7 protein-coding genes are annotated in these 7070 nt (G+C 63.5%); 5 read left to right on the top strand and 2 right to left on the bottom strand.

Going from position 1 to position 7070, the window contains the following annotated elements:
• Nucleotides 1-44: 44 nt before the first annotated feature.
• Both ACF8K2_RS25810 and ACF8K2_RS25805 read right to left on the bottom strand, forming a co-directional pair.
• On the bottom strand, nucleotides 45-1244 hold the full coding sequence (locus ACF8K2_RS25810) for an aromatic amino acid transaminase (RefSeq protein ID WP_392468750.1): 1200 nt from the start codon (nucleotides 1242-1244) through the stop codon (nucleotides 45-47).
• Between the two features lie 176 nt (nucleotides 1245-1420).
• Complete coding sequence (locus ACF8K2_RS25805; RefSeq protein ID WP_392468747.1) at nucleotides 1421-2446, bottom strand: Ldh family oxidoreductase; 1026 nt, start codon at nucleotides 2444-2446, stop codon at nucleotides 1421-1423.
• Between the two features lie 156 nt (nucleotides 2447-2602).
• Between ACF8K2_RS25805 and ACF8K2_RS25800 the strand changes: the two genes are divergently transcribed.
• The 5 genes from ACF8K2_RS25800 (at nucleotide 2603) to ACF8K2_RS25780 (ending at nucleotide 7058) form a co-directional block, all read left to right on the top strand.
• The gene (locus ACF8K2_RS25800; protein WP_186557077.1) at nucleotides 2603-3475 is read left to right on the top strand and encodes a MurR/RpiR family transcriptional regulator; all 873 of its coding nucleotides are present in this window, start codon (nucleotides 2603-2605) and stop codon (nucleotides 3473-3475) included.
• A 26-nt stretch (nucleotides 3476-3501) separates the two neighbouring features.
• Entirely contained in the window at nucleotides 3502-4254 is a 753-nt protein-coding gene (locus ACF8K2_RS25795; protein WP_186557076.1) for a transporter substrate-binding domain-containing protein, read from the top strand.
• Between the two features lie 116 nt (nucleotides 4255-4370).
• Nucleotides 4371-5090, top strand: coding sequence for an ABC transporter permease (locus ACF8K2_RS25790; protein ID WP_186557075.1), 720 nt, complete (start codon nucleotides 4371-4373; stop codon nucleotides 5088-5090).
• On the top strand, nucleotides 5087-5797 hold the full coding sequence (locus ACF8K2_RS25785) for an ABC transporter permease (protein ID WP_186557074.1): 711 nt from the start codon (nucleotides 5087-5089) through the stop codon (nucleotides 5795-5797). The genes ACF8K2_RS25790 and ACF8K2_RS25785 overlap by 4 nt, the downstream gene beginning before the upstream one ends.
• 16 nt (nucleotides 5798-5813) lie before the next feature.
• Complete coding sequence (locus ACF8K2_RS25780) at nucleotides 5814-7058, top strand: FAD-dependent oxidoreductase (protein WP_392468743.1); 1245 nt, start codon at nucleotides 5814-5816, stop codon at nucleotides 7056-7058.
• Nucleotides 7059-7070: the final 12 nt, after the last annotated feature.

Raw genomic sequence — 7070 nt, 5'->3', positions numbered from 1 at the left:
GATCTGGCCGACAGCACTTGGCTGCCGACCAGAACGCAGTGCTATCAGCCCTGTTGAACCGCGGCGAACGCCTCGGCAACACGGCGCAGGTTGTCTGGGCGCAGCCCCGACATGCAAACCCGGCCGCTGTCGATCAGGTAAACGCCGAACTCGTCGCGCAGACGGCGCACTTGCTCGACGTTGAAACCGGTGTAGCTGAACATGCCACGCTGCTCGAGGAAGAACGTGAAGTCCTGACCTGGCAACAGCTCGCCGAGCAGATCGACCAGGCCCTGGCGCATTTGCAGGATACGCTGGCGCATCACTTCGACTTCCGCCGCCCACTGGTCATTGAGCCCGGCATCGCCCAGTACCCCTGCAACCAACTGCGCACCAAATGCAGGTGGGCTGGAGTAGTTGCGGCGCACAGTGGCCTTGAGCTGACCCAGCACGCTCTGCGCGGTCGCCTGGTCGTCACAGACCACCGACAGCCCCCCTACCCGCTCGCCATACAGCGAGAAGATTTTCGAGAACGAGTTGCTGACCAGGCACGGCACACCGGCACGGGCCATTTCGCGAATGGCGAAGGCGTCTTGATCCAGGCCTTGGCCAAAGCCTTGATAGGCGATATCCAGGAACGGAATCAGCTCACGCGCCTTGACCACTTCGACCACTTGCTGCCATTGGCTCTGGTCCAGGTCGACACCGGTCGGGTTGTGGCAGCACGGGTGCAGCAGCACCACGCTGTTGGGTGCCAGGCTCTGCAGGGTTGCCAGCATGCCGGCAAAGTCCACCCCACGGGTGCTCGCATCGAAGTACGGGTAGGTGTTGACCTTGAAACCCGCGCCTTCGAAGATTGCCCGGTGGTTGTCCCAGGTCGGATTGCTCACCCAGACTTCGGACTGCGGGAAGTAGCGCTTGAGGAAGTCGGCGCCGACTTTCAGCGCGCCGGAGCCGCCGACCGTCTGCACGGTGGCAACCCGCCCGCCAGCGACGGCCGGATGATCGGTACCGAACAGCAGTGCCTGGATCGCCTGGCGGTAGCTGGCCAGACCTTCCATTGGCAGGTACAGCGAAGCTTCATGGGGCTGACCGGCCAGGCGCTTTTCCACCTCGGCCACGGCCGCCAGCTGCGGCACGACGCCGGCCTCATCGTAGTACAGGCCGATACTCAGGTTGACCTTGTCGGCACGCGGGTCGGCCTTGAAGGTTTCCATCAACGAGAGGATCGGATCGCCGGCATAGGCATCGACATGTTTGAACACAGCGCACAGCTCCTTGAATCAGGACAGTTCGGAAATGCTTGAGCGAGGATACCCGCAGTTGCGCCCAAGGAACATCACCTGAATGCAACAGAGTTAGTGCAAGGCTGCACGACCCGCCAGGTGTGTCCCTTGCACGACTACGAGTAGGAGCGGGCTTGCCCCGCGATAGCGCCAGCTCAGCCAGCCATTGCCTTGAGCTCGTGCAACTCCTGCTCGGTCAACGCCACCCCTTCACGCTCAGCCACCTCGCGCTCGCGATAACGCCGCTCACCCGGCATGCGCGTCAACCCCACCGCTTGCATCTGCGCAACCAGCTCGCGGCTGCGCTGGGCAAAGCGATCACCCTCGGCCTTACTTGGGTCAATGACGATGATCAGCTGCCCAGTCCAAGGCGTCTTCGCCCCCGGATGACCGTTCCAATCGAACTCCCAGGAGAAGTTGCCGCCGGTCAATGCCGCTGCCAGCAGCTCGACCATCATCGACAGCGCCGAGCCCTTGTGCTCGCCAAACGGCAATAGCGCGCCACCTTCAAGAATCGCCTTGGGGTCGGTGGTCGGCTGGCCATTGGCATCCACCCCCATGCCCAGCGGCAGTTGCTGACCGGCGCGCGCCGCGATCTGCACATCGCCATGGGCCATGGCGCTGGTGGCCATGTCGAAGACGATCGGGTCAGTCCCGGCGCACGGCGCAGCGAAGGCAATCGGGTTGGTGCCGAACAACGGCTTGCTGGCGCCATGGGGCACCACGCAGGTCATGCTGTTGACCACGCTGAGCGCCACCAGGCCCTCATCGGCGAACGGCTCGACATCCGGCCATAGGGCCGCGAAATGGTGCGAATTGTGAATCGCCAGCACAGCAATCCCGGCGCTGCGCGCCTTCTCGACCAGCAGCGCGCGCGCCGCAGCCAGCGCGGGCTGGGCAAAGCCACCGCCGGCATCGACCCGGACATAGCCCGACGCCACATCACTGACCTGCGCGACGGCCTTGCCGTTGACCCAGCCACTGGCCAGGGTCGAAACGTAGCCGGGAATGCGGAACACGCCATGGCTATGGGCGCCGTCACGCTGGGCACTGGCGCAGTTGAAGGCCAGCGCACTGGCGACTTGCTGGCTGCAACCATGGCGCTCGAGGATCGCTTGCAGCAACGCCTGCAATTGGGCAAACGGCACGCGCACGACAGCGCTGGTGGAGGGTGCGGACATCTGAAGCTCCTTTCTTGGAATTATTGGAAACGCAATGGCAACAGCGTTGGCAATGACAAAAACTTTCATGCATGTGACAGCTATCTGTCAAATGTTGACTTGATGACAGAAAAGATCCATTTTCTATTTCACGCCTCACCCAGCCCGGAGCACGTCATGAGCCAATCGATCAAGCAACGCCTGGAGCACAGCCTGCACAGTGCTGCCGCCTCGGGCCGCAAGATCGCCAGCTACATGCTCGGCAACCTGCACGAACTGCCGTTCCAGACTTCGGCGAGCATCGCCGAAAAGCTTGGCGTCAGCGAATCCAGCGTTGGCCGTTTCTGCCGCTCGCTCGGCTATGCCCACTTGAAGGCGCTCAAGCAAGACCTGCAAAGCGACCTGGGCGATGGCCCATGGCTGGTGGGTGACCGTTTGCAAGAATATCGCCAGAAGCACGACGACAGTCAAAGCAGCGGCAGCCTGGAGCTGGAAATCGCCGCGCTGGTGCGGGTGCATGAGTACAGCCGCACTGAGGCCTGGCACCAGGTTGCCCAGCGCCTGGCACAACGGCCTCGGGTGTTCATCGCCGGGTTTCAGACCGAGCGCGGCGTCGCCCAATGCATGACCCACCTGCTGCACTACCTGCGCGATGGCGTGCAGGTGGTCGACGGCAGCGCCGGGCACTTTGGAGAGGTCCTGCTCGGCCGCCCAGACCACAGTGCGCTGGTGGTCTTCGAGGCGCGCCGCTATTCACGCCACGCCCTGATGCTGTGCCAGAAGGCACGCCAGGCGGGCATTCCGGTCACGCTGGTGACCGACACCTTCTGTGACTGGGCCGATGCCAATGCCGACGAGGTATTTCGCATCCCCACCGAGTTCAATCTGTTCTGGGAATCCACCTCGGCGATGCTGTCGTGGGTGCACCTGATGGTCAACGAGGTCTGCAAGAAACTCGGGCCTGATGTTGAAAAGCGCTTGGAAGCGACTGCCGCTCTACATAACGAGTTCGTCGGCTACACCTCGTGGCCGGCGGGAAAACAACAATAGCAAGCGAGCAACCCTAGAGGTGCAAGATGAACAAGACCATGGCTATGGTGGGTGCGTGCGCCCTGCTGCTGGCGGGGACTGCCAGCGCCGAGACCCTGCGTTTCGCCACTGAAGGCGCTTATCCGCCGTTCAACTATGTCGATGCCGACAACAAGCTGCACGGTTTCGATATCGATATCACCCACGCCCTGTGCGAGCAGATGAAAGTCGAGTGCACGCTGGTCGCGCAAGACTGGGAAGGCATCATTCCGGCGCTGATGGCGCGCAAATACGATGCTGTGGTCGCCTCGATGATCGACACCGAGGAGCGGCGCAAGAAGATCGCCTTCACCAACCACTATTACCGCACCCCGCTGACCGTCGCGGTCGCCAAGGACAGCCCGATCAGCGACGCCCAGACCGACTTCAAAGGCTACACCGTTGGCGCCCAGTCGTCCTCGACCCAGGCGATCTACGCCGAGGACGTGTACGCCAAGGCCGGCGCCGATGTGAAGCTCTACCCGACCATGGATGAGGCCAACGCCGACCTCGCTGCCGGGCGCCTGGACGGGGTGATCGCCGACAAGTTCCCCCTGCTCGACTGGCAGAAAAAGAACGGCCAGGACTGCTGCAAGATCCTCGGTGATGTCAGCAAGACCAAAGCCGATGCCGCCATCGCCGTGCGCAAGGACGACGAGGCGCTGCGCGAGCGACTGAACAAGGCCCTGGGCGAGATCGTCGCCAATGGCACTTATCAGAAGATCGCCAGCAAGTACTTCGAGTTCGACATCTATAACTGACCACCAGGACATTTGCGTGGCAGCGGGCTCAGCCTAGGCGCCTGGCGGGCGCCATCACGGGGCAAGCCCGCTCCCGCGCACGTTCGCATGCACTCATTGCAAGTGGGGAAACACCCATGTTCGATCAACTGTCCTTGCTGTCTTTCGCCAGCGGTGGCTGGGGCCAGGCGCTGCTCGCCGGCGCCCTGGTGACTGTGTCGCTGGCCCTGGCTTGTCTGCCTATTGGCCTGCCACTTGGCCTGGCTGTGGCCCTTGCCGCCCGCTCGCGCAAACGCCTGCCACGGGCCTGGGCAACCACTTTTTCCACGGTATTTCGCGGCCTGCCGGAGCTGCTGACCCTGCTGATCATCTATTACGGCTGCCAGATCGCTGCGCAGAAGATTCTCGCTGCCATGGGCTATCAAGGCGAGGTGCTGATCAATACCTTCCTCGCGGCGATGATCGCCTTCAGCCTGGTGTTCGCCGCCTTCTCCAGCGAAATCTGGCTGGCCGCCTTCAAGACCTTGCCCAAGGGCCAGCTTGAAGCCTGCTCGGCACTGGGCCTGAGCAAGCGCACCGGGTTCTTCAAGGTGGTATTGCCGCAGTTGACCCGCATCGCCCTGCCCGGCCTATCCAACAATTGGTTGTCGCTGCTCAAGGACACTTCGCTGGTGTCGACCATCTCCCTGGTCGATCTGATGCGCCAGACCAACCTGGCGGTCAGCGTGACCAAGGAGCCGATGTTCTTCTATGGCGTGGCCTGCCTGGGCTACCTGCTGTTCTCGGCGCTGTCGGGCCGGGTGTTTGCCTTCATCGAGCGGCGCTGCAGCCGTCACCTGCAAGGAGCACGGGCATGACTGTCGAACAACTGCTGGGGCTGGTGCTCGACCCCGAACTGCTGGAGCGCTACGGACCGCGCTTTATCGATGGCCTGCTGGTGACCGCCAAGCTGGTGGCGATCTCGTTTACCCTCGGGGCGCTACTGGGCCTGCTGCTGGCGCTGGCGCGGATGTCCAAGCAGCCACTGCTCAACCGCCTGGCTGCTGGCTACATCTATTTCTTCCGTGGCTCGCCACTGCTGGCCCAGCTGTTTTTGCTGTACTACGGCCTCGGCTCGCTCAAAGGCTTCTGGCAAGACTTGGGGCTATGGTGGTTCTTCCGCGAGGCCTGGTACTGCGCCGTGCTCGCCTTCACCCTGAACACTGCCGCCTACCAGGCAGAGATTTTCCGCGGCAGCCTGCTGGCCATCGCCCCGGGGCAGTACGAAGCGGCGCGAGCGCTGAACCTCAAGCGCTCGACCACCTTCTTCAAGGTGATCATGCCGCAGTCGTTGCTGGTGGCCATCGGCCCCTTGGGTAACGAGCTGATCCTGATGATCAAGGCCAGCGCCATCGCCTCGCTGGTGACCATCTATGACCTGATGGGCGTGACCAAGCTGGCCTTCTCGCGCAGTTTCGACTTCCAGATCTACCTGTGGGCGGCGGTGCTCTATCTGCTGATCGTGGAAATCGTCCGGCGCACCCTGAAACACCTGGAAGCCCGCCTGGGCCGCCACCTGAACTGACCCAAGGATACGCTCCATGCATTGCCAAACCCTTGTCCTGGGCGCCGGTATCGTCGGCGTCAGCACTGCGCTGCACCTGCAAGCGCGTGGCCGTCAGGTGATCCTGATCGACCGCGACGAGCCGGGCAGCGGCACCAGCCATGGCAACGCCGGGCTGATCGAACGCTCCAGCGTCATTCCCTATGCGTTCCCGCGTAACCTTGGCGCGCTGCTGCGCTATGGCCTGAACCGCCAGCCGGATGTGCGCTACAGCCCGCTGCACTTGCCCAAGGCGGCGCCCTGGCTGCTGCGCTACTGGCAACAATCGGCGCCCGGCCGCCTGGCTTCGGCGGCGGCCGACATGCTGCCGCTGGTGCAGCGCAGCGTCGAGGAGCACGACGCGTTGATAGAAGCCGCCGGGCTGGCTGCGCTGGTCAAGGCCAAAGGCTGGATCGAGGTGTTCCGCGACCCTGCCCTGTTCGCCCAGGCCAAACAAGAGGTCAAGGGCCTGGCCCGTTATGGCCTGCATTATGAATTTCTGGAGCGCGAGCAGCTGCAAGCACGCGAGCAGCAATTGCAAGGCGATGTCGTTGGCGGCATCCACTGGCTCGACCCGAAAACCGTCAGCAACCCAGGTGGTCTGACCCGTGGCTATGCCGCACTGTTCGTCCAGCGTGGCGGGCAGTTCCTGCATGGCGATGCCAGTAGCCTGCGCCAGGTGGAGGGCAAATGGCAGGTCGACAGCCAGCGCGGAGCGCTGAGCGCCGACGAAGTAGTCGCCTGCCTCGGTCCGCAATCGGCCGAGCTGTACGCACCGCTGGGCTATCGCTTCCCGCTGGGCATCAAGCGTGGCTATCACATGCACTACGCCACCCGTGGCGATGCCCAATTGCAGCATTCGATCTGCGATACCCAAGGCGGCTACGTACTGGCGCCGATGGCCCGTGGCGTGCGCCTGACCACCGGCATCGAGTTCGCCGCCAGCGATGCGCCGGCCAACGAAATCCAGCTGCAGCGCTGCGAAGCCTTGGCCCGCAAGCTGTTCCCGGCGCTCGGTGAGCGCCTGGACGAGCAGCCCTGGCTGGGCCGGCGCCCGTGCATGCCGGACATGCGCCCGGTGATTGGCCCAGCGCCCAGGCACAAAGGCCTGTGGTTCAACTTCGGGCACGCCCACCATGGCCTGACCCTGGGCCCGGTCACCGGGCGCTTGCTGGCCGAAATGCTCACCGGCGAACAGCCGTTTACTGATCCTGCGCCTTACAGCGCCGCACGCTTCGACTAGAACCCCAGCGGG

It is taken from the genome of Pseudomonas sp. xss_2 (assembly GCF_043104195.1).
GTDB lineage: Bacteria > Pseudomonadota > Gammaproteobacteria > Pseudomonadales > Pseudomonadaceae > Aquipseudomonas > Aquipseudomonas urmiensis.
The sequence above is the reverse complement of the archived record's forward strand: the minus strand, read 5'-3'. Positions and strand labels throughout refer to the sequence as shown.

Coding starts and splice junctions, on each gene's coding strand:
- ACF8K2_RS25805 (WP_392468747.1), bottom strand. CDS start 2,446: ATGTCCGCACCCTCCACCAGCGCTGTCGTGCGCGTGCCGTTTGCCCAA.
- ACF8K2_RS25800 (WP_186557077.1), top strand. CDS start 2,603: ATGAGCCAATCGATCAAGCAACGCCTGGAGCACAGCCTGCACAGTGCT.
- ACF8K2_RS25795 (WP_186557076.1), top strand. CDS start 3,502: ATGAACAAGACCATGGCTATGGTGGGTGCGTGCGCCCTGCTGCTGGCG.
- ACF8K2_RS25790 (WP_186557075.1), top strand. CDS start 4,371: ATGTTCGATCAACTGTCCTTGCTGTCTTTCGCCAGCGGTGGCTGGGGC.
- ACF8K2_RS25785 (WP_186557074.1), top strand. CDS start 5,087: ATGACTGTCGAACAACTGCTGGGGCTGGTGCTCGACCCCGAACTGCTG.
- ACF8K2_RS25780 (WP_392468743.1), top strand. CDS start 5,814: ATGCATTGCCAAACCCTTGTCCTGGGCGCCGGTATCGTCGGCGTCAGC.